The following is a 685-nucleotide window of genomic DNA, read 5'->3' on the forward strand; positions in this document are numbered from 1 at the left end:
AAATAATACTGTATGTCCTCGGACTTTCCCGCAAAATGAAGAATTTGCAGTATTTTCGCCCTAAGCTGAAGAAAGTCAGGCGCGTCCCTAGCTCGTGGACGGCTTTGCTGTACGTCTATAATGCTTTCTATTTTTGCAGGTCGCGCCGACATTACAAATATTTTGTCGCTAAGGTATATAGCCTCGTCAACATCGTGAGTTACCATTATTGTCGTGGTTCCGCGCTCTTTCCAAATATTGATAAGCTCGTCCTGCATATTCATTCTGGTAAATGCGTCAAGAGCGCCGAACGGTTCGTCAAGAAGCAATACTTTTGGATAGTTCACCAACGCCCTTGCAAGCGCGGCTCTTTGCGCCATGCCTCCCGATAGTTGATGAGGATATGATTTTTCAAAACCTTTAAGCCCCACAAGTTTTATAAAATGCGCGACATCGTTTTTTTTCTCTTTATAAATATTCCGCGTCTTTAACCCGAACGCGATATTTTCATAAATATTCAACCAAGGGAAAAGAGTAGGGTCTTGAAACACAAGCCCTCTTTCATAACCGGGTTTGTTGATAATATCGTTGTCAAGGATTATCCTTCCTTCGTCTGAAACTATAAGCCCCGCTACTGTCCGCAGAAAAGTTGATTTACCGCACCCGGACGGACCAATAAGAGAAATAAATTCTCCCGCCTTTATAT

1 protein-coding gene is annotated in these 685 nt (G+C 42.9%); it reads right to left on the reverse strand.

Annotation, left to right across the window (positions count from 1 at the left end; translation table 11 throughout):
* On the reverse strand, positions 1 to 685 hold a 685-nt coding region (locus tag ACYVTD_RS15105), incomplete at both ends, for an ABC transporter ATP-binding protein (RefSeq protein ID WP_461248531.1).

Source organism: Treponema sp. R6D11 (genome assembly GCF_054786075.1).